Annotated in this window: 20 protein-coding genes; 16 read left to right on the top strand and 4 right to left on the bottom strand. The window is 55.3% G+C overall.

Annotated features, from left to right (window positions below):
- Positions 1-307 precede the first annotated feature (307 nt).
- Positions 308-1,240, bottom strand: coding sequence for a 2-dehydro-3-deoxygluconokinase (gene kdgK / locus NQH49_RS00800; RefSeq protein WP_256698015.1), 933 nt, complete (start codon positions 1,238-1,240; stop codon positions 308-310).
- A gap of 282 nt (positions 1,241-1,522) precedes the next feature.
- Here kdgK and pdeH point away from each other — a divergent pair, with 282 nt between their 5' ends.
- Both pdeH and NQH49_RS00810 read left to right on the top strand, forming a co-directional pair.
- A complete protein-coding gene (gene pdeH, locus NQH49_RS00805) occupies positions 1,523-2,296 on the top strand; it encodes a cyclic-guanylate-specific phosphodiesterase (protein ID WP_256698016.1) in 774 nt (257 codons plus the stop codon).
- A 61-nt stretch (positions 2,297-2,357) separates the two neighbouring features.
- Entirely contained in the window at positions 2,358-4,418 is a 2,061-nt protein-coding gene (locus tag NQH49_RS00810; protein ID WP_256698017.1) for an AsmA family protein, read from the top strand.
- On the opposite strand, the gene ppiC is transcribed toward NQH49_RS00810, so the two are convergent.
- The gene (gene ppiC, locus NQH49_RS00815) at positions 4,419-4,700 is read right to left on the bottom strand and encodes a peptidylprolyl isomerase PpiC (protein ID WP_256698018.1); all 282 of its coding nucleotides are present in this window, start codon (positions 4,698-4,700) and stop codon (positions 4,419-4,421) included.
- A 72-nt stretch (positions 4,701-4,772) separates the two neighbouring features.
- On the opposite strand from ppiC, the gene rep reads away from it, so the two are divergent.
- A complete protein-coding gene (gene rep / locus NQH49_RS00820) occupies positions 4,773-6,794 on the top strand; it encodes a DNA helicase Rep (RefSeq protein ID WP_256698020.1) in 2,022 nt (673 codons plus the stop codon).
- Positions 6,795-6,952: 158 nt separating this feature from the next.
- On the opposite strand, the gene gppA is transcribed toward rep, so the two are convergent.
- Both gppA and rhlB read right to left on the bottom strand, forming a co-directional pair.
- Positions 6,953-8,437, bottom strand: coding sequence for a guanosine-5'-triphosphate,3'-diphosphate diphosphatase (gppA, locus tag NQH49_RS00825; RefSeq protein ID WP_256698021.1), 1,485 nt, complete (start codon positions 8,435-8,437; stop codon positions 6,953-6,955).
- A 7-nt stretch (positions 8,438-8,444) separates the two neighbouring features.
- A complete protein-coding gene (rhlB, locus tag NQH49_RS00830) occupies positions 8,445-9,740 on the bottom strand; it encodes an ATP-dependent RNA helicase RhlB (RefSeq protein ID WP_256698022.1) in 1,296 nt (431 codons plus the stop codon).
- Positions 9,741-9,857: 117 nt separating this feature from the next.
- Here rhlB and trxA point away from each other — a divergent pair, with 117 nt between their 5' ends.
- The 13 genes from trxA to wzyE all read left to right on the top strand — a co-directional run bounded on the left by trxA (position 9,858) and on the right by wzyE (position 24,072).
- Positions 9,858-10,190 (top strand): thioredoxin TrxA, encoded by a 333-nt coding sequence (gene trxA / locus NQH49_RS00835; RefSeq protein WP_008105741.1) that lies wholly within the window; start codon positions 9,858-9,860, stop codon positions 10,188-10,190.
- 345 nt (positions 10,191-10,535) lie between these two features.
- Positions 10,536-11,795 carry a transcription termination factor Rho gene (gene rho / locus NQH49_RS00840; protein WP_008105744.1) on the top strand — a complete coding sequence of 420 codons (1,260 nt, stop codon included), beginning with the start codon at positions 10,536-10,538 and terminating at the stop codon, positions 11,793-11,795.
- 278 nt (positions 11,796-12,073) lie between these two features.
- Positions 12,074-13,159, top strand: coding sequence for a UDP-N-acetylglucosamine--undecaprenyl-phosphate N-acetylglucosaminephosphotransferase (gene wecA, locus NQH49_RS00845; protein WP_256698023.1), 1,086 nt, complete (start codon positions 12,074-12,076; stop codon positions 13,157-13,159).
- A gap of 26 nt (positions 13,160-13,185) precedes the next feature.
- Positions 13,186-14,235, top strand: coding sequence for an ECA polysaccharide chain length modulation protein (gene wzzE, locus NQH49_RS00850; RefSeq protein ID WP_256698024.1), 1,050 nt, complete (start codon positions 13,186-13,188; stop codon positions 14,233-14,235).
- 10 nt (positions 14,236-14,245) lie between these two features.
- Complete coding sequence (gene wecB / locus NQH49_RS00855) at positions 14,246-15,370, top strand: non-hydrolyzing UDP-N-acetylglucosamine 2-epimerase (RefSeq protein WP_179452834.1); 1,125 nt, start codon at positions 14,246-14,248, stop codon at positions 15,368-15,370.
- Between the two features lie 2 nt (positions 15,371-15,372).
- A complete protein-coding gene (gene wecC, locus NQH49_RS00860) occupies positions 15,373-16,632 on the top strand; it encodes a UDP-N-acetyl-D-mannosamine dehydrogenase (RefSeq protein WP_256698025.1) in 1,260 nt (419 codons plus the stop codon).
- A complete protein-coding gene (rfbB, locus tag NQH49_RS00865) occupies positions 16,629-17,705 on the top strand; it encodes a dTDP-glucose 4,6-dehydratase (RefSeq protein WP_256698026.1) in 1,077 nt (358 codons plus the stop codon). The genes wecC and rfbB overlap by 4 nt, the downstream gene beginning before the upstream one ends.
- Positions 17,706-17,727: 22 nt before the next feature.
- Positions 17,728-18,609 carry a glucose-1-phosphate thymidylyltransferase RfbA gene (gene rfbA, locus NQH49_RS00870; RefSeq protein WP_256698028.1) on the top strand — a complete coding sequence of 294 codons (882 nt, stop codon included), beginning with the start codon at positions 17,728-17,730 and terminating at the stop codon, positions 18,607-18,609.
- A complete protein-coding gene (gene rffC / locus NQH49_RS00875; protein WP_256698029.1) occupies positions 18,587-19,285 on the top strand; it encodes a dTDP-4-amino-4,6-dideoxy-D-galactose acyltransferase in 699 nt (232 codons plus the stop codon). The genes rfbA and rffC overlap by 23 nt, the downstream gene beginning before the upstream one ends.
- Positions 19,282-20,412: a dTDP-4-amino-4,6-dideoxygalactose transaminase gene (gene rffA, locus NQH49_RS00880; protein WP_256698031.1), complete on the top strand. Its 1,131-nt coding sequence runs from the start codon at positions 19,282-19,284 to the stop codon at positions 20,410-20,412. The genes rffC and rffA overlap by 4 nt, the downstream gene beginning before the upstream one ends.
- The gene (wzxE, locus tag NQH49_RS00885) at positions 20,412-21,665 is read left to right on the top strand and encodes a lipid III flippase WzxE (protein WP_256698032.1); all 1,254 of its coding nucleotides are present in this window, start codon (positions 20,412-20,414) and stop codon (positions 21,663-21,665) included. The genes rffA and wzxE overlap by 1 nt, the downstream gene beginning before the upstream one ends.
- Positions 21,662-22,732, top strand: a complete 1,071-nt coding sequence (locus NQH49_RS00890; protein ID WP_256698034.1) for a TDP-N-acetylfucosamine:lipid II N-acetylfucosaminyltransferase — start codon at positions 21,662-21,664, stop codon at positions 22,730-22,732. Before wzxE ends, NQH49_RS00890 begins: the two co-directional genes overlap by 4 nt.
- The gene (gene wzyE, locus NQH49_RS00895; protein ID WP_256698035.1) at positions 22,729-24,072 is read left to right on the top strand and encodes an ECA oligosaccharide polymerase; all 1,344 of its coding nucleotides are present in this window, start codon (positions 22,729-22,731) and stop codon (positions 24,070-24,072) included. The genes NQH49_RS00890 and wzyE overlap by 4 nt, the downstream gene beginning before the upstream one ends.
- Positions 24,073-24,094: the final 22 nt, after the last annotated feature.

The raw sequence follows: 24,094 nt of genomic DNA on the forward strand, positions 1-24,094 counted from the left end.
TGCAGCTGGCGTCCAGCCGAAAACCGCCGATTTAGCCAGTTTCGGACTATGCCTGGCGGCCAGATTTCGTGCCATAACGCATTGAATTTAAATCGATCTGATTAGCGTGATTGAAGAAGCAATACGGGTTTTGTTACAGAAGTGGATGAGTCAGGTGATTAGCGGAAATTGGCAGGGAAAAATGCTGCGTTAAGGCAAACTGCGCGGGCGGGTTGGTTAGCACAGGTAATAAATGGCGCAGAGATTTTTAGCGGCGCGATTCATCGCGCAACAAATTGCGCCGCTACGGTTGGTGCAGGTGGTTATGTCATTTCGGCATCGCGCTGAGCGGGATAATCGCGCCGCGATGCTGGATCACCGTGCTGGCGGTGAGATGACCGCGTGCGGCGGCATCTTCGGCGCTTCCTCCGGCTAAACGCACCGCCAGATAACCGGCGCTGAAGGAGTCGCCAGCCGCGGTGGTATCGATCACTTTCTCTTTCGCCAGCTTGATGGCGGCGACTTCGCGCAGTGGCTCATCGCCGACCGCCACCAGACAGGAATCCGCACCGCGTTTAATGGCAATCTCCTGCACGCCCGCAGCGCGTGTGCGGGCAATCACCGCATCCAGCGGCTGCTCGCCCCACAGCAAATCTTCGTCGTCGAGCGTCAGGAATGCCATGTCGGTATGACGCAGCATCTCGGCATACGCCTGCTGAGCGCTGGCTTTATCGGCCCACAGACGCGGACGATAGTTGTTATCGAAAATCACCTTGCCACCGTTCTGACGACAGGCGCTGAGCAGCGTCATCAGTTTTTCGCGACTGGCCGCTGGCAGAATCGCCAGGCTGATGCCGCTCAAATAGAGATAATCGTAGTGTGCCAGCTGCTGGCAAATCAGGTCTGCTTGGGTGCTGTCCAGCCAGAAACGGGCGGCAGCGTCGTTGCGCCAGTACCAGAAAGTGCGCTCGCCGTGTTCGTCGGTTTCAATGAAGTACAAACCTGGCATTTTATTGTCGAGGCGCTGAATCAGCGTGGTTTCGACCTTTTCCTGCTGCCAGGCGGCGATCATCTGGTCACTGAAGCTGTCGGTGCCGAGTGCGGTGACATAATCGACACGCAGTTGCTGGCTATCTGACTGACGCGCCAGATACACCGCCGTGTTCAGCGTATCGCCGCCAAAACCGCGTTTGATGTTCTCACCTTTCTCGGACAGCTCAATCATGCATTCGCCAATAATGGCGATTTTCTTCTGCGTCATGGTCTTCGGCCTATAGTGAATTCTGCCTTAGTCTCGCGTCTGGTATGGCAGTCGTCAATGGTTTTTAAAACGATGTTTTGATTTAACTTAAGGCAGTAAACCGCCTACGCTACGGCGATTTAACGGCCAAAGCGCGTTTTGTTTTGCCGATTAAGCGCGGCGCACGCTGTTACACTCAACTCTTCATGGGACTAACGAGATTGATAAAGTTATCCCGGCGATCGCCGATACTTGCTGCTGAGATGCTATTTGCAGGCACTCGACACCAACCAGGAAAAAACCATGGTGATGAAGAATTTGAGTCATCGGCTGCCTGTTTCAAATGAACTGGAGCAACAACAGGAAACGCGTCTCTTCTGGCAGAAATGCCAACGATTCTATACTTTCCAGCCGATTTACCAGGTCTCAGGCCGCTTGCTGGCCATTGAATTACTGACGGCGGTGACTCATCCCTCCGCGCCAGAGAAAAGGCTGTCGCCCGAAGACTATTTTGAAGCACTGACTATCGCGCAGCGGCTCGGTGTCGTCCAGGAACAACTTGAGCTGCTGATAACATGGTCACCGTTTTTCAATCAGCGTCAGCTGGTGGCGTCGGTGAATATCGACGGTCCAACATTGATGGAGATTGAGCAGCATGAGTCGATTCGCACGCTGATCGCACAGCTGCCGTGGGTGCGCTTCGAACTGACGGAACATCATGCGCTGCCGCAGGAAGAGATGGTAGCGAAGATGCCGGAACTCGGGCCGCTGTGGCTGGATGATTTTGGCTCCGGCATGGCGAACTTCTCGGCGCTGACCGAACTGCGTTACGACTACATCAAACTCTCGCGCGAGCTGTTTATGCTGCTGCGTGCCACCGATGAAGGCCGCTCAATGTTCTCGATGCTGCTGGCGTTGATTAACCGTTATTGCAACGGCGTCATCGTCGAAGGTGTAGAAACCGAAGAGGAGTGGCAACAGGTACGCAGCTCGCCAGCCATGGCGGCGCAGGGCTACTTCTTCTCGCGTCCGGTGCCGTTTAGCGAGCTGGAACGTATGGCACTTCAGCTTCCCTGATCCCGTTCCGCGACGTCTCGACTATCCTTAGTCAGACGTGGAAGGGCAAGGAGGAAGCAATATGTCACGTACTCGAAAGATCCTGAGCTGGGTGTTCGGGATTTTTTTGTTATTGGTTGTAGTGATTGTGGTGATCATCGCCACCTTTGACTGGAACCGCCTGAAACCTACGATTAATCAAAAAGTTTCGGCCGAACTGAACCGACCTTTCGCGATTCGCGGCGATCTTGGCGTGGCCTGGGTTCGCAATCGCGAAGAACCTGGCTGGCGCAGCTGGGTGCCGTGGCCGCAGGTGCATGCCGACGATGTGATGCTCGGTAATCCGCCATCCATTCCTGATGTCACCATGGTGCATCTGCAGCGCGTTGAAGCGACGATTGCGCCGCTGGCGCTGCTGCATCAGCAGATCTACCTGCCGTGGATCAAGATGCAAAAGCCGGATGCGCGGCTGGTGCAAACCGCTGATAAAAAGAATAACTGGACCTTTGATCTCGCCAGCAGCCAGAACAGCGATGCTAACGCCGCGCCTTCTGCCTGGTCCTTCCGCCTCGACAACATTATGTTCGATCAGGGACAAGTGCGCTATCGCGACGCCGTCAATAAGGCCGATGTCACGGTAACCATCAATCCGCTGGGCAAACCGGTGCCGTACGCACAGGTAGCGGGCGGTGACGATCAGCAGAAAGGCGCGGGTGATTTTGTCTTTGGCTGGCAGGCGAGCGGCACTTACAACAATCAGAAGCTGGAGGGCGACGGCAAAATTGGCGGCATGTTATCGCTACGCAGTAAAACCACGCCGTTCCCGCTGCAGGTGGATGTGCGTAATGGCACCACGCGCGTGCGCATTGACGGCACCTTGCAGGACCCGCTCAATCTCGGCGGGCTGGATGTGCGCCTGCGCTTCGCGGGCGATACGCTGGCGAATCTGTATGGCCTGACGGGCGTGCTGCTGCCTGATACGCCGCCGTACGAAACTGACGGCCATTTGATTGCGCGTTTCAATGAGGAGAAAGGGCCGCTGTTCCGCTACGAGAAGTTTAACGGCCACATCGGCGACAGCGATATTCACGGCTCCCTCGTTTATCGTCAGGGCAAACCGCGCCCAACCTTGACCGGTGAACTGACCTCAAACCAATTGCGGATGGAAGATTTGGGGCCGCTGATTGGCGTCAACTCGGGCAAAGGTAGCGAGAAAACGCAGCAGGCCAAAGCGCAACGTGGCGATGCCTCAACGCAGCCCGCCGATCGCGTTCTGCCGCATGACAAGTTCGATACCAAGAGCTGGGATGTGATGGATGCGGATGTGAAGTTCAGCGGCAAACGCATCGAACACAGCAGCAAGCTGCCGCTCAGCGATCTCTATACGCATCTGCAGCTGAAAAACGGCGACCTGTTGCTCGATCCGCTGCGCTTCGGTATGGCCGGCGGCAGCATCAACTCCACCATTCATCTGGAGGGCGACCGCAGCCCGATGCGCGGACGTGCCGATTTGCACGCGCGTAAGCTGCGTCTGCGTCAGCTGTTCCCGGATGTCACCGCGATGCAGAACAGTTTGGGCCAGCTCAACGGCGATGCCTCGCTGAGCGGCACCGGCAATTCGGTGGCGGATCTGCTCGGCACCAGCAATGGCGAACTGAAGCTACTGATGAATGATGGCCTGATCAGTCGCAGCCTGATGGAGATTGCCGGACTGAACGTCGGTAACTATGTGGTAGGAAAGCTGTTCGGCGATGATGAAGTGAAGATCAACTGCGCGGCGACCGATATGAATATTCGTCAAGGCTTAGCGACGCCGAAACTGTTCCTGCTGGATACCGAGAATGCGGTGATCAACGTGACGGGCAACGTCAACTTCGCGAATGAACGCATGGACTTGTCGATCAATCCGGAGAGTAAAGGGATCCGCATCATCACGCTGCGTTCGCCGCTGTATGTGCGCGGCACCTTTAAAAATCCGGATGCCGGGGTGAAAGCCGGACCGCTGATTGCACGCGGTGCCGCAGCGGTGGCGCTCGGGGCGGTGGTTGCTCCCGCCGCCGCGTTGATCGCACTGATTTCGCCTAGCGATACTGACGACAATCAGTGCAGTAATGTGCTGCAGCAGATGAAGAATCAGAAGTAATCAGTTACGCCACAGCACTTTGATGATGTGGTAACCAAAGGCGGTTTTCACCGGTCCGTAAGGCTGTAGCAGCGGACAGGAGAAGACCGCCTTATCAAATGCCGGTACCATTTGTCCTTTACGGAACTCACCCAAATCACCGCCGTTGCGCCCGGATGGGCAGGTAGAGTGTTTCTTTGCCAGCTGCTGGAAGTTCGCCCCTTTCTCAAGCTGCGATAGCAGGGATTTGGCCTGCGCTTCCTCTTTCACGAGGATATGTAAAGCCGCCGCGGTTTTCGCCATGATGAAGTCCTAATGTGTATAATCCGGCCATTATAACCCTGTTTCTTTTGATCCCACTGAGCGAATTCCGTTATGCGTTTAAACCCCGGCCAACAACGAGCTGTCGAATTTGTCACCGGTCCTTGTCTGGTGCTGGCCGGTGCTGGCTCGGGTAAAACCCGCGTGATCACCAACAAAATCGCCCACCTGATCCGCGAATGTGGCTATCAGGCGCGCCACATCGCCGCCGTGACTTTTACCAATAAAGCCTCGCGCGAGATGAAAGAGCGTGTGGCGCAAACGTTGGGACGTAAAGAGGCGCGCGGATTGATGATTTCCACCTTCCATACACTTGGGCTGGAGATCATCAAACGCGAATACAAGGCGCTGGGAATGAAAGCCAGCTTCTCACTGTTCGACGATCAGGATCAGCTGGCTTTGCTCAAAGATCTAACCAAACAGTGGCTGGAAGAGGATAAAACGCTGTTACAGCAGCTGATTTCCACCATCTCCAACTGGAAGAACGATTTGGTCGATCCGCAGGGCGCAGCGGGTTTGGCGCAATCGCAGCGCGACCAGATTTTTGCGCACTGTTATCAGCTGTATGATCAACACCTGAAATCCTGCAACGTGCTGGATTTCGACGACTTAATCGCGCTGCCAACGCTGCTGCTGCAGCGCAATCACGAAGTGCGCGAACGCTGGCAGCAGCGCATTCGCTATCTGTTGGTGGATGAGTATCAGGATACCAACACCAGCCAATATGAGCTGGTGAAGCTGTTGGTGGGTGCGCGGGCGCGCTTTACCGTGGTGGGCGATGACGATCAGTCGATTTATTCGTGGCGCGGCGCGCGTCCGCAAAACCTGGTGCTGCTGCAACAGGATTTCCCGGCGCTGGAAGTGGTGAAGCTGGAGCAGAATTATCGCTCGACGCAGCGCATCCTGAAATCGGCCAACATCCTTATCGCCAACAATCCGCATGTGTTCGAGAAACGCCTGTTCTCAGAACTGGGGCAGGGCAGCGAGCTGAAGGTGCTGAGCGCTAATAACGAAGATCACGAAGCGGAACGCGTGGCGGGCGAACTGATCGCGCATCACTTCATCAACAAAACCGCCTACAAAGATTACGCCATTCTCTATCGCGGCAACCATCAGTCGCGGGTGTTTGAGAAGCAGCTGATGCAGAACCGTATTCCGTATCGTATCTCAGGCGGTACGTCGTTCTTCTCGCGTCCGGAAATCAAAGATTTGCTGGCCTACCTGCGTGTGCTGACCAATCAGGAAGATGACAGCGCGTTTCTGCGTATCGTGAATACGCCGCGCCGTGAGATTGGTCCGGCAACGCTGCAAAAACTGGGCGAATGGGCCAACCTGCGCAATAAAAGCCTGTATAACGCCAGCTTCGATATGGGACTCGAACAAACGCTGAGCGGGCGCGGGCTCGAGCATTTGCAGCGCTTTACGCACTGGTTGAATGAGATCGTCCAGCTGACCGAACGTGAGCCGGTTAACGCAGTGCGCGACCTGATTCGCGGCATCGACTACGAAAGCTGGCTGTTTGAAACCTCGCCCAGCCCGAAAGCGGCTGAGATGCGTATGAAGAACGTCAATCTGCTGTTCCAGTGGATGACCGAGATGCTGGAAGGCGATGAGCTGAACGAACCGATGACGCTGGCGCAGGTGGTGACGCGCTTTACGCTGCGCGACATGATGGAGCGCGGTGAGAGCGATGAGGAGCTCGATCAGGTACAGCTGATGACGTTGCACGCCTCAAAAGGGCTGGAGTTCCCGTATGTCTATCTGGTCGGCATGGAAGAGGGCTTATTGCCGCACCAGAGCAGTATCGATGAGAACAATATCGAAGAAGAGCGACGTCTGGCTTACGTGGGGATTACGCGAGCGCAGAAAGAGCTGACCTTTACGCTGTGCCGTGAACGCCGTCAGTACGGTGAGCTAATGCGCCCGGAACCGAGTCGCTTCCTGCTGGAGTTGCCGCAGGACGATGTGGTGTGGGAGCGCGAGAAAAAAGTGGTGAGCGCAGAAGAGCGCGTTAAGACCGGACAGACGCGCGTCGCCGGGTTAAGGGCGATGCTGGAGAATGCGAAGAAGGGTTGAGTTCTCAGTCCGTGCTTGCAGTCCCCCTCCTCGGTCCTCCCCCATTAATGGGGGAGGAAGATGCTGCCACATGTCAGTGATGGAGCTGCATGTGGCAGCATCTCCTTCCCCCGCTTGCGGGGGAAGGTCGGGATGGGGGGCAGCCAGCACATGCCAAATCAGGAAATCGTCAATAACCAGTGCACGTACGACTGATAATGACTCTCCTGCTCCAGCAGCTCAGAACGCAATGGATGCACTTCGCGCCAACCGGCTGGCAGCGTCAAATGCAGCGCATCATCATCCGCCTGTAAACGCACGGCAGGCAAAGTGTCATCGCGACGACGGCTTGAGAAAATAATCGCTAAACGCAACAAACGGCTCAAACGCTCCGCCATGCGCGGCGGCACGGCGTTTTGTTGCGTCAGCAACGCCAGATCAATGCTGCCGCTTTGGTTCTGCAGCAGGCAAGCCAGCATTTTTTTCTGTGCGGGAGTGAAGCCAGGAAGATCGAGATGGCGAATCAGGTAAGCGGCATGCTGCGGTGCCTGACGGAAATCGACGCTCAGGCCAATTTCGTGGATGGAACAGGCGCTAAGTAGCAGATCACGACATCGGTTATCCAGCTTCCAGCTGCTGCTCACCTGACGGAAGAAGCTCTCCGCCAACTGACGCACACGACCGGCCTGATCAATATCAATGGCAAAACGACGCTGCACGTTCTGCAATGTGCGGCTGCGGATATCGCGATCAACCGGCAGATGCAGCATGCCATACACTAAGCCTTCGCGCAGGGCGCCACCGGCCAGCGTCATACCTTCAATGCTCAGTTCCTGGAAGATAGCGATGAGGATCGATAAACCGCTCGGGAACACTAAAGCGCGCTCCAGCGTCAATCCTTCAATTTCCAGCTCTTCCAGCTTGCCGCACTGAATTGCGCGTTGTTTCAACTGTTGCAGCTTGCTCAGGGTGATGCGCTCATCCATGCCCTGCGCCATCATAATTTCCTGCAACGCTTGTACGGTGCCTGACGCGCCGACACAGATTTGCCAGCCTTTCTCGCGCAGCGCAGCGGCCACCGGACGGATCATCTCGCGCGCGGCCAGTTCGGCCTGCTCAAAATTCTCTTTTGCCAGATGACGATCGCTGAAATAGCGTTCAAGCCAGGTTACGCAGCCCATCGACAAGCTGAACAGCGTGGTGGCATGCGAACCTTCGCCAGTCACCAGTTCGGTGCTGCCACCGCCGATGTCGACCACTAAACGCTGATCGGAACCGCCGGTGGTATGCGCTACACCCTGATAAATCAGGCGTGCTTCCTCTTCGCCGCTGATGACATTCACCGCGCAGCCAAGAATCTGTTCAGCCGTTGTGAGGAAATCCTGCGCATTTTCAGCAAGGCGCAGCGTGGCGGTTGCCACCACGCGGATTTGTTCCGCAGGAATATCCTGTAGCTGTTCGGAGAACAACTTCAGGCACTGCCAGCCGCGTTGCATCGCCTCGGCAGAGAGATGATTCGCTTTGTCGAGGCCAGCCGCCAGACGCACTTTGCGCTTTATCCGCGCGACGGTCTGAATGCTGCCAGACACCTCGCGCACCACCAACATATGAAAGCTGTTAGAACCTAAATCAATCGCTGCATAAAGTGACGATGCGCTTAGCATGGTGTGCTTAACCCGAACGTTTACGGTTGCTATTGCGCGGCGCGCCGCTCCGACGGTTATTGTTGTTCCCGCCACGGCGTGGACCGTTTCCTGAACGACTGCGTTGCAGACGCTTCGGCGGTGGCAGTTCATTCAGTAAGGCATCGCTGTTGTACTTGCTCACCGGAATACCGTGACCGATGTACTCTTCGATTGCCGGCAGGTTCAGCGCGTACTCTTCGCATGCCAGGCTAATGGAGTGACCGCTGGCGCCCGCGCGGCCAGTGCGGCCGATACGGTGAACGTAGTCTTCGCGATCGTCAGGCAGATCGTAGTTGAACACATGCGTGACGGCAGGAATGTGCAGACCACGTGCCGCGACGTCGGTGGCAACCAGGATATCCACATCGCCTTTGGTGAAGTCGTCGAGAATACGCAGACGTTTTTTCTGCGCCACATCACCGGTCAGCAGACCCACGCGATGACCATCGGCAGCAAGATGGCCCCAAATGTCTTCGCAGCGGTGCTTGGTGTTAGCAAAGATGATGGCGCGATCTGGCCACTCTTCTTCTACCAACGTCTGCAGCAAGCGCATTTTCTCTTCATTCGAAGGATAGAAAAGCTCTTCTTTAATGCGGTGGCCGGTTTTCTGCTCAGGCTCAACTTCCACGTATTCGGCGTTGTTCATGTGCTCAAATGCCAGTTCACGCACGCGGTAAGACAAGGTCGCAGAGAACAGCATACTCAGGCGTTGGGTGGCCGGCGGCATGCGGCGGAACAGCCAACGAATGTCTTTAATAAAGCCGAGATCGAACATGCGATCGGCTTCATCCAGCACAACAACCTGAATCGCGCCCAGGTTGACATGGTTCTGCTTGGCGTAGTCGATCAGACGTCCGGTGGTGCCCACCAGAATATCGACACCATCAGCCAGCACTTTCAGCTGTTTATCGTAGCCGTCGCCACCATAAGCCAGGCCCAGCTTTAAGCCAGTGACCTTCGCTAATGGTTCAGCATCGGCATGGATTTGTACGGCGAGCTCACGCGTCGGGGCCATGATCAGCGCACGTGGCTGATTAGTCTGGCGACCTTCTGCGGCAGGATGAGAAAGAAGATAATGAAACGTTGACGTAAGGAACGCCATCGTTTTGCCGGTACCGGTTTGCGCCTGACCCGCAACATCACGCCCTGTAAGCGTAAGAGGCAACGCGAGCGCCTGAATAGGCGTGCAGTGGCTAAAGCCTTTAGTATCAAGGGCTTCTATCACCTGAGGGTGCAGGGCGAAGTCGGAAAACTTCTGTTCAGTTAAGTGTGTTTTGCTCATAGTGTGGTAGAATATCAGCTTACTAGCGCTTTACGAAAGCGTATCCGATGAAATAAAGTCAACCTACGTTGGTATCATTTCCGCCAATTCGCCAGGCGCAATCTTTTGGAGTTAAACATGAGCAGCGATAAGATCGTTCACTTGACCGATGACAGTTTCGACACAGACGTACTGAAAGCAGACGGTGTCACTCTGGTTGATTTCTGGGCTGAATGGTGTGGTCCTTGCAAAATGATCGCCCCAATTCTCGACGAAGTCGCAGAAGAGTACGAAGGTAAACTTACCATCGCTAAGTTGAATATTGATGACAACCCGGGTACGGCGCCGAAATACGGCATCCGCGGTATCCCAACTCTGCTGCTGTTCAAGAACGGCGAAGTGGCGGCAACCAAGGTTGGCGCACTGTCTAAAGGACAGTTGAAAGAGTTCCTGAACGCCAACCTGGCCTAAGCCCAGCAGGGTGTTTGTTCGGCAGTGGTGAATTTTTTCGCCACTGCTGGACGTCTCACTTTAAGCGTGTTAAGTTGAGTTCACTGCATTACGCTCTTACCTTGTAGTTTGCATCTAAGTTTTCCCTTGTCAGACCCTACTCGCAATGAACGTTATCGTGGTTTGGCAATCTGATGACTAGCACATTCGGCATCATCTTTCGACCGTCTCCTCGTTTCCTATCGCCACATCTGACGATAATCGTCGAGCTGAGTTGAAAAAGAGCCATTAACAGGCATGGAATTTTTGCCATACCACTCACGACAATCATTTCGAGAATTACCCCGAGTTTAAGAACCCATCACTATGAATCTTACCGAATTAAAGAATACGCCGGTTTCTGAGCTGATTACCCTCGGCGAAAATATGGGGCTGGAAAACCAGGCGCGTATGCGCAAGCAGGATATTATTTTCTCTATCCTGAAACAGCACGCAAAAAGCGGCGAAGACATCTTTGGTGATGGTGTGCTGGAGATATTGCAGGACGGATTTGGTTTCCTCCGTTCTGGAGATAGCTCCTACCTCGCCGGTCCCGATGATATCTACGTCTCTCCTAGCCAAATCCGCCGTTTCAACCTCCGCACTGGTGACACCATTTCTGGCAAGATTCGCCCGCCAAAAGAAGGTGAACGCTACTTTGCGCTGTTGAAAGTTAACGAAGTTAACTACGACAAGCCGGAAAACGCGCGTAATAAGATTCTGTTCGAAAACCTTACGCCGCTGCACGCCAGCAAGCGTATGCGTATGGAACGCGGTAATGGCTCGACTGAAGACCTGACTGCACGCGTGCTGGATCTGGCTTCTCCGATTGGTCGTGGTCAACGTGGTCTGATTGTGGCGCCGCCGAAAGCGGGTAAAACCATGCTGCTGCAGAACATCGCGCAGAGCATCGCTTACAACTATCCAGATTGCCTGCTGATGGTGCTGCTGATTGACGAACGTCCAGAAGAAGTGACCGAGATGCAGCGTCTGGTTAAAGGTGAAGTTATCGCTTCGACCTTTGATGAGCCAGCATCACGTCACGTGCAGGTTGCTGAGATGGTGATCGAGAAGGCCAAGCGCCTGGTTGAGCACAAGAAAGACGTGATCATCCTGCTTGACTCCATCACGCGTCTGGCGCGTGCCTACAACACCGTGGTTCCAGCATCAGGTAAAGTCCTGACCGGTGGTGTGGATGCCAACGCCTTGCATCGTCCGAAGCGTTTCTTCGGTGCGGCACGTAACGTGGAAGAGGGCGGCAGCCTGACCATCATCGCGACCGCGCTGGTTGATACCGGTTCGAAGATGGACGAAGTGATTTACGAAGAGTTTAAAGGTACAGGTAACATGGAATTGCACCTCTCGCGTAAAATCGCTGAGAAGCGTGTATTCCCAGCGATTGATTACAATCGTTCCGGTACCCGTAAAGAAGAGTTGCTCACCACTCAGGAAGAGCTGCAAAAAATGTGGATCCTGCGCAAAATCATCCATCCAATGGGTGAAATCGACGCGATGGAGTTCCTCATCAACAAACTGGCCATGACCAAAACCAACGACGAATTCTTCGATATGATGAAGCGTTCCTAAGTTGCGATCGGCGAGTCGCTAAGCCAAGCGGTGATTCGCACAATTTGCCAGGAAATATTGCTAACGCCACGTCTTAACGTGGCGTTTTTTATTTATGGGCATTAGGATTAGCGCAGTCAGGAAGCTTTTATAATGACTGTGGCAGAGATGCGTTTGTTTTTTCAACAATCAGGCTTTTCTGCAGCAGAATTCGGAATAGGGATATGCGGCAATGGCGGGTGTTTTGCATATTGTTGTCCACGATTTTAGCTGAGAGCATTAATGTGAATTTACTCACTATGAGTACAGAGCTTGGTCTAACTTTTCTTTTTTCTTTGGCCTTTATCTTCATCGCTCGAAAAGTAGCGAAAAAGATAGGGTTGGTAGATAAGCCAAACTTAAGGAAAAGACATCAGGGTGTTATTCCTTTAGTTGGTGGGATCTCTGTTTATGCAGGCGTCTGTTTTGCTTTTATGATTACAAAATCCTATATGCCGAACGGGTTTCTCTACCTGATATGTGCTGGCATTTTGGTTCTGGTTGGTGCTCTTGATGACCGTTTCGACATTAGCGTTAAATTTCGTGCCTTCGTACAGGCGGTAATTGCTGTTGTCATGATGGTAGGCGCCAAGTTATATCTCCTGAGCCTTGGATTTATTGTTGGTCCGGTTGAATTTATCGTTGGGCCTTTTGGATACGTACTTACCCTTTTTGCCGTCTGGGCCGCAATTAATGCATTCAATATGGTTGATGGTATTGATGGCTTACTTGGCGGCCTTTCATGTGTCACCTTTGCCGCTATGGGCATCATCCTTTATTTTGATGGGATGTTTAGTCTTGCGATGTGGTGCTTTGCCATGATTGCAGCCACCATCCCTTACATACTTCTTAATCTGGGATTTCTCGGACGACGTTATAAGGTCTTCATGGGTGATGCTGGCAGCACCATGATAGGTTTTACGATTATTTGGATATTGTTAGAAACGACTCAAGGGCTTAGCCATCCGATAACACCGGTTACTGCGCTCTGGCTCATCGCCATACCTTTGATGGACATGATAGCGATTATGTACCGTCGCTTACGTAAAGGGATGAGTCCTTTTTCTGCAGACAGGCAACATATTCACCATCTCATCATGCGAGCGGGATTTTCGTCCCGACAGGCTTTTTTACTCATTACCGTTGCAGCCGCATTATTAGCGGGTATTGGCGTATTAGGTGAATATCTCGCTTTCATTCCAGAATGGGTCATGCTCGTCCTTTTCTTAATGGCATTCCTTCTTTATGGCTATTGCATCAAGCATGCCTGGCGGATGGCACGTAGATTGCGTCGCTTAAAACGTCGATGGAATAAGGCCACTTCTGGCAATAATTACTCCAGGTAAGTAAGTGCCTAAATAAGGATTTTGTTATGACCTCTGTCGTTGTGGAGAACGAACTGGATATGCGTGGCCTAGGCTGCACGCTCTGGCGTGGTAAACGCTGGATAATCGGCTTGGCGCTGCTGTTTGCGCTGGTCGCCTGGCTGGCATCGATGTTAATGAAGCAAGCGTGGAGCACCACGGCGGTGACCGATCGTCCAACGGTGAATATGTTGGGTGATTTCTTCGTGCAGCAACAATTCCTTAATAATCTGGATGTGCGCACTAATACGCTCAATCTAAGCTCGCCAGCCCCAACCGTGATGGATGAGGTTTATCAGGAGTTCACCATGCAGCTGGCATCCTGGGATACGCGTCGTGATTTCTGGCAGCAGACTGAATACTTCAAAGGTCGTAAAAGCGGTAACGCGCACAACGATGCGGCGCTGCTCGACGACTTAATCACCAACATCCAGTTCACCGCTGCCGACCCGGCGCGCAATATCTTAGATAACATCAAGCTGGTCGCTGAAACCGCCAGCGATGCCAACAATCTGCTGCGTCAATATATTGCCTACGCCAGCGAACGTGCGGCGCGTCATCTGAATGCGGAACTAAAAGGTGCCTGGCAGGCGCGCAGCGTGCAGTTGGCGTCGCAGGTTAATCGCCAGCAGGAAGTGGCGCAGGCGGTATTTGAACGACAACGCCAGCGCATCGAGCAGGCGCTGAAAGTGGCGAGCGAGCAGGGCATCAAAGAGAACCGCGCACCGGCAACCGGCGAGGCGCTGCCAGACAGCGATCGTTTCCTGCTCGGGCAGCAAATGCTGCAGGCGCAACTCGACACTTTACAAGCCAGCGGACCTGCTTACGATTTAAGCTATGATCAAAACAAAGCGATGCTGAGTACGCTGCAGGCCGGGCCGCGTCTGGATCAACAATTCCAGACTTACCGCTACTTGCGCACCCCGGAAGAGCCGGTGTCGCGCGACAGTCCGCGCCGCCCGTTTATGATGATCATGTGGGGCGTGATTGGCGCGCTGGTCGGTGCGGGAGTGGCGCTGGTGCGTCGTCCGCGTTCAACGTTAGCAACGAGCCATTAAGAGAAGCCACGTGAAAGTTCTGACGGTATTTGGCACGCGTCCTGAAGCGATCAAAATGGCTCCGCTGGTGCAGGCGCTGGCGCAGGATGCTGCGTTCGAATCGCGCTTATGCGTCACCGCACAACATCGTGAAATGCTCGATCAGGTGCTGCGTTTGTTCCAGCTGCAGCCTGATTATGATCTGAATATCATGCGTCCGGAACAAGGGCTGACGGAGATCACCAGCCGCATTCTGCAGGGCATGAAAACCGTTCTGGCCGATTTCCAGCCGGATGTGGTGTTAGTGCACGGCGATACCACCACCACGTTTGCGGCGAGCCTGGCAGCGTTTTATCACCAGATTCCGGTGGGTCATGTGGAAGCAGGATTACGCACCGGCAACCTGATGTCGCCGTGGCCCGAAGAGGCCAATCGCACGCTCACCGGCCATCTTGCCAGCTATCACTTCACGCCGACGCAAAATTCGCGGCAAAACCTGCTGCGTGAGAATCTGCCGGATGCGCGCATTTTTGTCACCGGCAACACAGTGATTGATGCGCTGCTGTGGGTGCGTGACCGCGTGCTGGACGATGCCGATCTCAATGCGCGCCTTGCCGCGCGCTATCCGTTCCTCGATGCCGACAAAAAGCTGATTCTGGTCACGGGCCATCGCCGCGAAAGTTTTGGCGACGGCTTCGAACGCATTTGCAGTGCGCTGGCGCACATCGCGCGCCAGCATCCGCAGGTGCAAATTGTCTATCCTGTGCACCTCAATCCCAACGTCAGCGAGCCGGTCAATCGCATTCTCAGCGGCATTGAAAACATCATCCTGATTGAGCCGCAAGAGTATCTGCCGTTTGTCTGGCTGATGAATCGCTCATGGCTGATTCTTACCGATTCCGGCGGCATTCAGGAAGAAGCGCCGTCATTAGGTAAACCGGTGCTGGTGATGCGCGATACCACCGAGCGCCCGGAAGCCGTGGACGCAGGTACGGTGAAACTGGTCGGCACCGATATCAGTAAAATTGTCGCTGAAGTCAGCCTGCTGTTGCAGGACGATGAAGCCTGGCAGGCAATGAGCCGCGCGCACAATCCGTATGGCGATGGCCATGCCTGCGCGCGCATCTTGCAGGCCCTAAAACAACACAGAGTCTAACCATGCGTTTTGAAACTATTTCCGTTATCGGACTGGGCTACATTGGGCTGCCAACGGCGGCCGTTTTTGCCTCAAAGGGAAAGAAAGTCGTTGGTGTGGATATTAATGTCCGCGCCGTTGAAACCATCAATCGCGGCGATATCCATATCGTGGAACCCGAGTTGGGTGATGTGGTGCGCGAAGCCGTACACGCCGGTCATCTGCGTGCTACCACCCAGGCCGAAGCCGCCGATGCGTTCCTGATTGCCGTGCCCACGCCGTTTATCGGCGACCATCAGCCGGATCTCAGCTATGTGCAGGCTGCGGCGCTGTCGATTGCGCCAGTACTAAAAGCGGGCGATCTGGTGATCCTCGAGTCGACGTCGCCAGTAGGTGCCACCGAGCAAATGGCGGAATGGCTGGCGGCGGCGCGCCCCGATCTGCGTTTCCCGCAGCACGGTGATGCGTGCGATGTGTTTATCGCTTACTGCCCGGAGCGCGTGTTGCCCGGCAAAGTGATGGTCGAACTGCTGGAAAACGATCGCGTGATTGGCGGCATGACGCCAGCCTGTTCCGCACGCGCCAGCGAGTTGTATCGCATTTTCCTGCGCGGCGCGTGTGTGGAAACCCATGCGCGCACCGCCGAGATGTGCAAACTCACCGAGAATAGCTTCCGCGATGTGAACATCGCCTTTGCCAATGAACTGTCGCTGATTTGCGCCGAGCAGGACATCAACGTGTGGGAGCTGATTGCACTGGCGAATCGCCATCCGCGCGTCAACATCCTGCAACCTGGACCGGGCGTCGGCGGGCACTGTATCGCCGTCGATCCGTGGTTTATCGTGGCGCAAAATCCCGAGCAGGCGCGACTGATTCGCACCGCGCGTGAAGTGAATGACGCCAAACCAGGCTGGGTGCTGGATCAGGTAAAACAGGCGTTAGCAGAGTGCCTTACCGCCAGCGGTAAATGCGCCAGCGATGTCACCATTGCCTGCTTTGGCCTGGCCTTCAAACCGAATATTGATGATCTGCGCGAAAGCCCGGCGATGAGCGTCGCGCATCGAATTGCCGAATGGCACAGCGGCAAAACCTGGGTGGTTGAACCGCATGTAAAAGACATTCCACAACGTCTGGCGCATGAAGCCACGCTGGTTGCCACTGACGTGGCGCTGCAGCAGGCGGATATTCTGGTGATGCTGGTTGATCACGCCCAGTTCCGCGCAATTGATGCGGCACAGATTGCCCAGCCGTGGATTGTTGATACCAAAGGCGTCTGGCGATGAAACAGTTTCTGGTCACCGGTGGCGCAGGTTTTATCGGTTCGGCGCTGGTGCGCTTTCTGCTTGAACACACCGATCACCGCGTGGTGGTGGTCGATAAGCTGAGCTATGCCGGCAATCTGGCGTCGCTGGCACCGGTGCAACAGGATGCACGTTTCGCTTTCGAGCAGGTGGATATTTGTCATCGCGCCGAGCTGGATCGCGTTATGGCGCAGTATCAGCCGGATTGTATTATGCATCTGGCGGCGGAAAGCCATGTTGACCGTTCGATCGATGGGCCAATCGCCTTCGTCGAAACCAATATTGTCGGCACCTATCAGCTGCTGGAAGCGGCACGTCATTACTGGAATGGCATGGCAGATGAACGCAAAAAAGGCTTCATTCTGCATCATATCTCCACCGATGAAGTGTTTGGTGACCTGCACGGTAGCGACGACTTCTTTACTGAAACCACGCCATACGCGCCGAGCAGCCCCTATTCGGCGACCAAAGCCAGCAGCGATCACTTGGTGCGCGCCTGGCTGCGTACTTACGGTTTGCCGGTCATCATCACCAACTGTTCTAACAATTACGGTCCGTATCATTTCCCGGAGAAGCTGATCCCGCTCACCATCATCAATGCACTGGCGGGCAAACCGCTACCGGTGTATGGCAATGGCAGCCAGATACGTGACTGGCTGTACGTGGAGGATCACGCGCGGGCGCTGTATAGCGTGGTGAGCAGCGGCAGAGTGGGGGAAACCTACAATATTGGTGGCCACAATGAACGACGTAATCTTGAGGTAGTGGAAACGCTCTGCGATCTGCTGGATGAACTGGCACCGCAGCAGCGTGCGCCGCATCTGGCTCGCTATCGCGACCTGATTACCTTTGTTACCGATCGTCCCGGTCACGACCAGCGCTACGCCATCGACGCCAGTAAAATCGCGCGCGAGCTGGGTTGGACGCCGCAGGAAACCTTTGAGAGCGGTATCCGCAAAACGGTGCAGTGGTATCTGGCCAATCCGCAATGGTGGCAGTCGATTCTTAACGGCAGCTATCGTGGCGAGCGTTTAGGCTTAGCCACGCCGCGCTGAAACCCATGATGAAGGAGCAGCGATGAAAGGCATCATTTTAGCCGGAGGTTCGGGTACGCGTTTGCATCCGATCACTCGCGCCATCTCGAAACAGCTGTTGCCGGTGTACGACAAGCCGATGATTTACTATCCGCTGTCGGTACTGATGCTGGCGGGAATCCGTGAAATTCTGATCATCACCACGCCGGAAGATCGTGCCCACTTTGAACGCCTGCTGGGCGACGGCAGTGAATTCGGTTTGCAGCTGGCCTATGCCGAGCAGCCGAGCCCGGATGGGTTGGCGCAGGCGTTTATTATTGGTGAATCCTTTATCGGCAATGATCACTGTTGTCTGGTGCTGGGCGACAATCTTTATTTCGGGCAGGGATTCAGCCCCAAACTGAAGAAAGTGGCCGCGCGCAGCAGCGGCGCGACCGTTTTTGCCTATCAGGTGATGGATCCGGAACGTTTTGGCGTGGTGGAGTTTGATGACGATTTCAACGCGCTCTCCATTGAAGAGAAACCGCAGCAGCCGAAATCTCGCTGGGCGGTTACCGGCCTCTATTTTTACGATAACCGCGTGGTGGAGTTTGCCAAACAGGTGAAACCTTCCGAACGGGGTGAGCTGGAAATCACCGCCATCAACCAGATGTATCTCGATCAGGGCGAGCTTGCGGTTGAGTTACTGGGGCGCGGATTTGCCTGGCTGGATACCGGCACGCACGACAGCCTGATTGAGGCGAGTATGTTTGTGCAGACGGTGGAAAAACGTCAGGGCTTTAAAATTGCCTGCCTGGAAGAGATTGCATGGCGTAACGGCTGGCTAAGCGATGCCCAGCTTTTAGCCGCGGCTCAGGCGCTAACCAAAACCGGCTACGGCCAGTATCTGCTGGATGTTCACAATGCCCGTCCGCGTCAATATTGATTCCCTTACGTGGGAAAATGACTTCTTCGGTCAGAACAGCGCGCGCTTGTCGCTGGATGGCGATCTGCCGCTGGCCGAGGCGCTTCAGCAACCTTATGCGCTGTGGCAGGTGAAGGTGCCTGCTGAACGTGTTGATGCCATTGATGCACTGAGCCAGCACGGTTTTCAGTTGGTGGAAGGCGAAGCCGATCTCACTCTCAGCATCAAACACACCGAGCGGCAAGTTGGCGTGCGCATTGCGCGGGAAGCACAAATCCCGGCACTGCGTAAAGCGGCTGCGCAGGCGTTTAGTCAAAGCCGTTTCCGCGCACCATGGTTTGCTGCGGCGGACAGCGGACGTTTTTACGCGCAGTGGATTGAAAATGCCGTGCGCGGCACCTTTGATAATCAATGTCTGGTGGCCTGCGATGAGCAGGGCGCGCTGCAAGGTTTTGTCTCGATGCGCGAAGTGGACGGCGAAATGCGCATCGGTCTGCTGGCGGTATTGCCAGCCGCCCAAGGCTGCGGCGTCGGCCAACGCCTGCTGCTCGCCGCCGCCGACTGGGGCCGCGTGCGTCAGCTAACGCATCTGCGCGTGGCGACCCAGCTCAGCAATCTCACGGCGATGCGCCTCTATTTACGCAGCGGTGCGCGGCTGGAAAGCACCGCTTACTGGTTCTACAGGAAAGCCTCATGATCCCATTTAATGCGCCGCCGATTGTCGGCAGCGAAGTTGAATATATGCAGTCGGCGATGGCCAGCGGCAAGCTGTGTGGCGATGGCGGCTTTACTCGCCGCTGCCAGCAGTGGATGGAACAACATTTCGGCAGCAAAAAAGTGCTGCTGACGCCATCCTGCACCGCGTCGCTGGAGATGGCAGCGCTACTGATTGATCTGCAGCCGGGCGATGAAGTGATCATGCCGAGCTATACCTTCGTCTCCACCGCCAACGCCTTTGTGCTGCGCGGCGCGACCATCGTGTTTGTCGACGTGCGTCCCGATACGTTGAATATCGACGAAACGCTGATTGAAGCGGCGATCACGCCGAAAACCCGCGCCATCGTGCCAGTACATTACGCGGGCGTGGCCTGCGAGATGGACAGCATCATGGCGCTGGCGGCGAAGCATAAACTCTATGTGATCGAGGATGCCGCGCAGGGCGTGATGTCGCAGTACAAAGGGCGCGCGCTGGGCACCATTGGTCATATTGGCTGCTTTAGCTTCCACGAAACTAAAAACTACACCGCGGGCGGCGAAGGCGGCGCAACGCTGATTAATGACGCGAAGCTGGTGGATCGGGCCGAAATCATTCGTGAAAAAGGCACCAACCGCAGCCAGTTTTTTCGTGGTCAGGTGGATAAATATACCTGGCGCGATATCGGCTCCAGCTATTTGATGGCGGATCTGCAAGCAGCCTATTTGTGGGCGCAGCTGGAAGCGGCGAAGCAGATTAATCAGCAGCGTTTGCGTTTATGGCAGCGCTACTACGATGCGCTCCAGCCGCTGGCTGCTGCCGGCCGTATTGAGCTGCCGGTGGTGCCAAAAAATTGCCGCCACAATGCGCACATGTTCTACATCAAGCTGCGCGACAGCGGCGATCGTCAGGCGCTGATTAACTGGATGAAAGAGGCGGAAATCCTCACGGTGTTCCACTACATCCCGCTGCACTCGTCGCCAGCGGGTGAACGTTTTGGCCGCTTCCACGGTGATGATGCCTTTACCACGCGTGAAAGCGAGCGCCTGCTGCGCCTGCCGCTGTTCTACAACTTGTCGGATAACAATCAGCGTACGGTGATCAGTTCGCTGCTGAGTTTCTTTGCCTGATGTCATTAGCAAAAGCTTCAGTCTGGACCGCCGCTTCGACGCTGGTAAAAATCGTTGCTGGCCTGCTGGTAGTGAAACTGCTGGCGGTGAGTTTTGGGCCGGAAGGGATCGGGCAAGCCGGTAACTTCCGCCAGTTGATTACCGTACTCGGCGTGCTGGCGGGCGCGGGCATCTTTAACGGCGTCACTACGCTAGTCGCGCAACATCAGCAACAGCCACAGCAGCTACGCGCGGTCACCGGCACGGCTTCGGCGATTGTGCTCGGCTTTTCAACGCTGCTGGCGCTGCTGTTTTTGCTGGCGGCGTCGCCGATCAGCACGGCGCTGTTTGGTCATGCTGAATATGCAAACGTGGTGCGCATTGTCGCCTTTCTGCAACTCGGTATTGCCTGGGCCAACCTGACGCTAGCGTTGCTGAAAGGTTTTCGCGATGCGCGCGGTAACGCGCTGGCGCTGATTGCTGGAAGTGTAGTGGGCGTGCTGGGTTATGTGCTGTGCTGGTGGCTGAGCGGCTATGCCGGTGCGTTAGTTGGATTGGCGCTGGTACCGGCGCTACTGGTGTTTCCAGCATTGCTGATGCTGCGTCGCCATCGCGATCGCTTGCCGCTGAGCTGGCTGATGCCAACCTGGCATCCCGAACTGGCGCGCAATCTGGCGAAGTTTACGCTGATGGCGCTGATCACCTCGTTCACCTTGCCGGTGGCGTGGGTGATGATGCGAAATCTGCTGGCTGAGCAACAAGGCTGGTCGCAGGTGGGTTTATGGCAGGGCGTGACCAGCATTTCCGATGCTTATCTGCAATTTATCACCGCCACTTTCAGCGTCTGGCTGCTGCCCACGCTGGCGCGGCTGGAGCAAAAGCCGCAAATCGCGCGTGAGATTGGGCGTGCACTGCGCTTTGTATTACCTGCCGTCGCGGCGGCCAGTTTCTGTGTATGGCTGCTACGCGATGTCGCTATCTGGCTGCTGTTTTCGCCACAGTTCAGCCCGATGCGTGACCTTTTCGTCTGGCAGTTGTGCGGAGATGTGTTTAAAGTCGGCGCCTATGTTTTCGGATATCTGGTGATCGCCAAAGCGTCGCTGCGCTTCTATATTCTGACTGAAATCAGCCAGTTTGCCCTGCTGACCGGCTTTTCTCATTGGTTGATTCCGCTGCACGGGACTGCCGGAGCCGCGCAGGCTTACATGGCAACCTACGTTCTCTATTTCGCCCTGTGTTGTGGCGCCTTCATGATTTATTGCCGGAAAAAATGACGACTTTTCACGTATTGGGATCGGATATCCCGCATCACAATCATACGGTGCTGCGCTTCTTTAATGACGTGATGAGCGCCGAGCTACCAGGCGATGCACCACGTCAATTTATGGTGGTTTCCAGCGCGCCCGAGACGCTGCAAGCGTATAGCTCATTGCAGATTGAAACCTTTGCCAGCAAGCGTGCGCTTGCGCAAGCGGTGATAGCGCGTGCCGCCGATCGCTCGCAGCGTTTCTTCTTTCACGGCCAGTTTAATCCCAGCATTTGGTTAGCCTTACTGAGCGGCAAACTGCGTCGTCAGCAGGCGTTCTGGCACGTATGGGGCGCGGATCTTTATGAAGAAGGGCACGGCCTCAAGTATCAACTGTTTTATCTGCTGCGCAGAATGGCGCAGGGGCGCGTGGCGCGCGTGTTTGCGACGCGGGGTGATTTGTACCATTTCCAGCAGCGCCATCCGCGCGTTCCCGCTTCGCTGCTCTACTTCCCGACGCGCATGCCGGATATGGCGCCGCCCACGCAGGTGGAAAATCCTGATTTCACTATCCTGCTCGGTAACTCCGGCGATCGCAGTAATCGCCACATTGCCGGATTGGAGGCGATCCGCGCGCAGTTTGGCGAACAGGTAAAAATCGTCGTGCCGCTCGGTTATCCGCAAAATAATCATGCTTACATCGAAGAGATTGGCGCTGCCGCGCAGCGCCTGTTCCCGGCGGGGCAAGTGACGTTGCTGCGCGACAAGATCGACTTTGATGCCTATCTGACATTGCTTAGCCGCTGCCAGCTCGGCTATTTTATGTTCGAGCGCCAGCAAGGCATTGGTACGCTATGCCTGCTGATTCAGGCCAATATTCCGTTTGTGCTGAACCGCAAAAATCCGTTCTGGCGCGATCTCAGCGAGCAAGGCTTGCCGGTGCTGTTTAGCGAAGATGCGCTGGATGCGGCCAGCGTGGCCGAAGCGCAACGACAATTAGCGCAATGTGATCACGCATCGATTGCCTTTTTTGCCCCTGGCTATCTGGCAGGCTGGCGCGACGCGCTTACCCTGAGTGAAAGGGAGAGAACATGAGCCTGATGCAGTTTAGTGGTCTGCTGGTGGTTTATCTGTTTTCGCTGGGTTTCATTCTGACCCTAACCTGGCGGGAATTTAAGCGGGTGCGTTTCAACTTCCACCTGTTCTTCACCATTCTCTTTTTGCTGACCTTCTATTTCGGCTTCCCGCTGACCAGCGTGCTGGTGTTCCGCTTTAACGTGGCGGTGGTGCCGCCGGAATATCTGCTGCAGGCGCTGCTGGCCGCTACCAGCTTTTATGCCATCTATTATGTCAGCTACAAGGTGCGGCTACGGCCGGCCCATGCGCCTGCGCGTAAGCCCTGGCTGCAGATGAATCGGGTTGAAACCAATCTGACCTGTTTGCTGCTGGCGCTGGTGGCGATTGGCACTGTCACGGTGTTCTTTATGCACAACGGCCTGCTGCTGTTTAGGCTTTCGGCTTACAACCAGATTTTCTCCAGCGAAGTATCTGGCGTGGCGCTCAAACGCTTCTTCTACTTCTTTATTCCGGCGATGCTGATTCGCTACTTCCTCAAGCCAACCCAGCGTCAATGGCTGTGGTTTTTGCTGGTGTCGGTGGCATTTGGCTTGCTGACTTACGCGCTGGTGGGCGGCACGCGCGCCAATATCATCATCGCTTTCGCGCTGTTCCTGTTCATTGGTATTACGCGCGGCTGGATCACGCTGTGGATGCTGGTCGGCGCCGGTGTAATGGCAATCGGCGGCATGTTCTGGCTGGCGTTGCGTCGCTATAACCTCGACGTGGTCGGCGATGAGGCGTTTTACACTTTCCTTTATCTGACGCGCGATACCTTCTCGCCGTGGGAAAATCTGGCGCTGTTACTGCAAAATTACGACAAGATCGATTTTCAGGGCCTGGCACCGATTTGGCGTGATTTCTACGTGTTCATTCCCAGCTGGATGTGGCCGGGACGCCCATCAGCCATTCTCAACAGCGCCAACTACTTTACCTGGGAAGTGCTGAACAACCATTCCGGGTTGGCGATCTCGCCGACGCTGTTGGGTTCGCTGGTGGTGATGGGCGGCGTGTGGTTCATCCCAATCGGTGCGGTGGCTGTCGGCCTGCTAATGAAAGGATTCGATAACCTTTATCTGTATGGCCGTGATACCAGCAACCGTTACAGCGGGGCGATTTTGCAGAGCTTCTGCTTCGGCGCGGTATTTAATATGATCGTGCTGGCGCGTGAAGGGCTGGATGCTTTCGGCTCGCGCGTGGTGTTTTTTTGTTTGATTTTTGCGGCCTGCATGTGGGCGGCAAAATTGCTTTACTGGCTGTTGGCGCGCGCGGGATTGATTCGTCCGCGCAGCGAGCCGGCTTTACACAGCCCATCTTAACCTCTGGGCACAACGGGAAATT

Source organism: Pantoea trifolii, assembly GCF_024506435.1.
Classification (GTDB): Bacteria; Pseudomonadota; Gammaproteobacteria; order Enterobacterales; family Enterobacteriaceae; genus Pantoea; species Pantoea trifolii.

Coding starts and splice junctions, on each gene's coding strand:
- kdgK (WP_256698015.1), bottom strand. CDS start 1,240: ATGACGCAGAAGAAAATCGCCATTATTGGCGAATGCATGATTGAGCTG.
- pdeH (WP_256698016.1), top strand. CDS start 1,523: ATGGTGATGAAGAATTTGAGTCATCGGCTGCCTGTTTCAAATGAACTG.
- NQH49_RS00810 (WP_256698017.1), top strand. CDS start 2,358: ATGTCACGTACTCGAAAGATCCTGAGCTGGGTGTTCGGGATTTTTTTG.
- ppiC (WP_256698018.1), bottom strand. CDS start 4,700: ATGGCGAAAACCGCGGCGGCTTTACATATCCTCGTGAAAGAGGAAGCG.
- rep (WP_256698020.1), top strand. CDS start 4,773: ATGCGTTTAAACCCCGGCCAACAACGAGCTGTCGAATTTGTCACCGGT.
- gppA (WP_256698021.1), bottom strand. CDS start 8,437: ATGCTAAGCGCATCGTCACTTTATGCAGCGATTGATTTAGGTTCTAAC.
- rhlB (WP_256698022.1), bottom strand. CDS start 9,740: ATGAGCAAAACACACTTAACTGAACAGAAGTTTTCCGACTTCGCCCTG.
- trxA (WP_008105741.1), top strand. CDS start 9,858: ATGAGCAGCGATAAGATCGTTCACTTGACCGATGACAGTTTCGACACA.
- rho (WP_008105744.1), top strand. CDS start 10,536: ATGAATCTTACCGAATTAAAGAATACGCCGGTTTCTGAGCTGATTACC.
- wecA (WP_256698023.1), top strand. CDS start 12,074: ATGAGTACAGAGCTTGGTCTAACTTTTCTTTTTTCTTTGGCCTTTATC.
- wzzE (WP_256698024.1), top strand. CDS start 13,186: ATGACCTCTGTCGTTGTGGAGAACGAACTGGATATGCGTGGCCTAGGC.
- wecC (WP_256698025.1), top strand. CDS start 15,373: ATGCGTTTTGAAACTATTTCCGTTATCGGACTGGGCTACATTGGGCTG.
- rfbB (WP_256698026.1), top strand. CDS start 16,629: ATGAAACAGTTTCTGGTCACCGGTGGCGCAGGTTTTATCGGTTCGGCG.
- rfbA (WP_256698028.1), top strand. CDS start 17,728: ATGAAAGGCATCATTTTAGCCGGAGGTTCGGGTACGCGTTTGCATCCG.
- rffC (WP_256698029.1), top strand. CDS start 18,587: ATGCCCGTCCGCGTCAATATTGATTCCCTTACGTGGGAAAATGACTTC.
- rffA (WP_256698031.1), top strand. CDS start 19,282: ATGATCCCATTTAATGCGCCGCCGATTGTCGGCAGCGAAGTTGAATAT.
- wzxE (WP_256698032.1), top strand. CDS start 20,412: ATGTCATTAGCAAAAGCTTCAGTCTGGACCGCCGCTTCGACGCTGGTA.
- NQH49_RS00890 (WP_256698034.1), top strand. CDS start 21,662: ATGACGACTTTTCACGTATTGGGATCGGATATCCCGCATCACAATCAT.
- wzyE (WP_256698035.1), top strand. CDS start 22,729: ATGAGCCTGATGCAGTTTAGTGGTCTGCTGGTGGTTTATCTGTTTTCG.